Annotated in this window: 1 protein-coding gene; it reads left to right on the top strand. The window is 68.1% G+C overall.

What is annotated here, in order from left to right; all coding sequences use genetic code 11:
* Positions 1 to 72: 72 nt before the first annotated feature.
* Positions 73 to 326: class I SAM-dependent methyltransferase (locus IE312_RS37755; protein WP_502267010.1), on the top strand; the 254-nt coding region annotated here is incomplete at its 3' end.

Raw genomic sequence — 326 nt, 5'->3', positions numbered from 1 at the left:
TGCAGGCATCGCGCCCTGACCGGGTGGCAACCGTTGTTTGTCCTGCGTTCAGCCGGGGGTAGCTTCCCGGGCATGCGTGACTTAGTGCGGGAGCAGTACTACCGGCATCGTGCCCCGGTCTACGACGAGACCAGCTATCGCGGGGACGAAGTGGTCAACGCCCAGCTGGACCGGGAGACGGCCGACATTGGAAAGCTGCTCAACGCACTGCCGGCGGGGCGAGTGGCGGACATCGCCTGCGGGACGGGGGTGTGGACCCAGTTCCTGCGCGGCGACGTCGTCGCCCTGGACCAGAGCGCGGAGATGCTGCAGCTGACGCACGCCCG

It is taken from the genome of Streptomyces capoamus (assembly GCF_014654935.1).
In the GTDB taxonomy this organism is placed as follows: domain Bacteria; phylum Actinomycetota; class Actinomycetes; order Streptomycetales; family Streptomycetaceae; genus Streptomyces; species Streptomyces capoamus.
The sequence above is the reverse complement of the archived record's forward strand: the minus strand, read 5'-3'. Positions and strand labels throughout refer to the sequence as shown.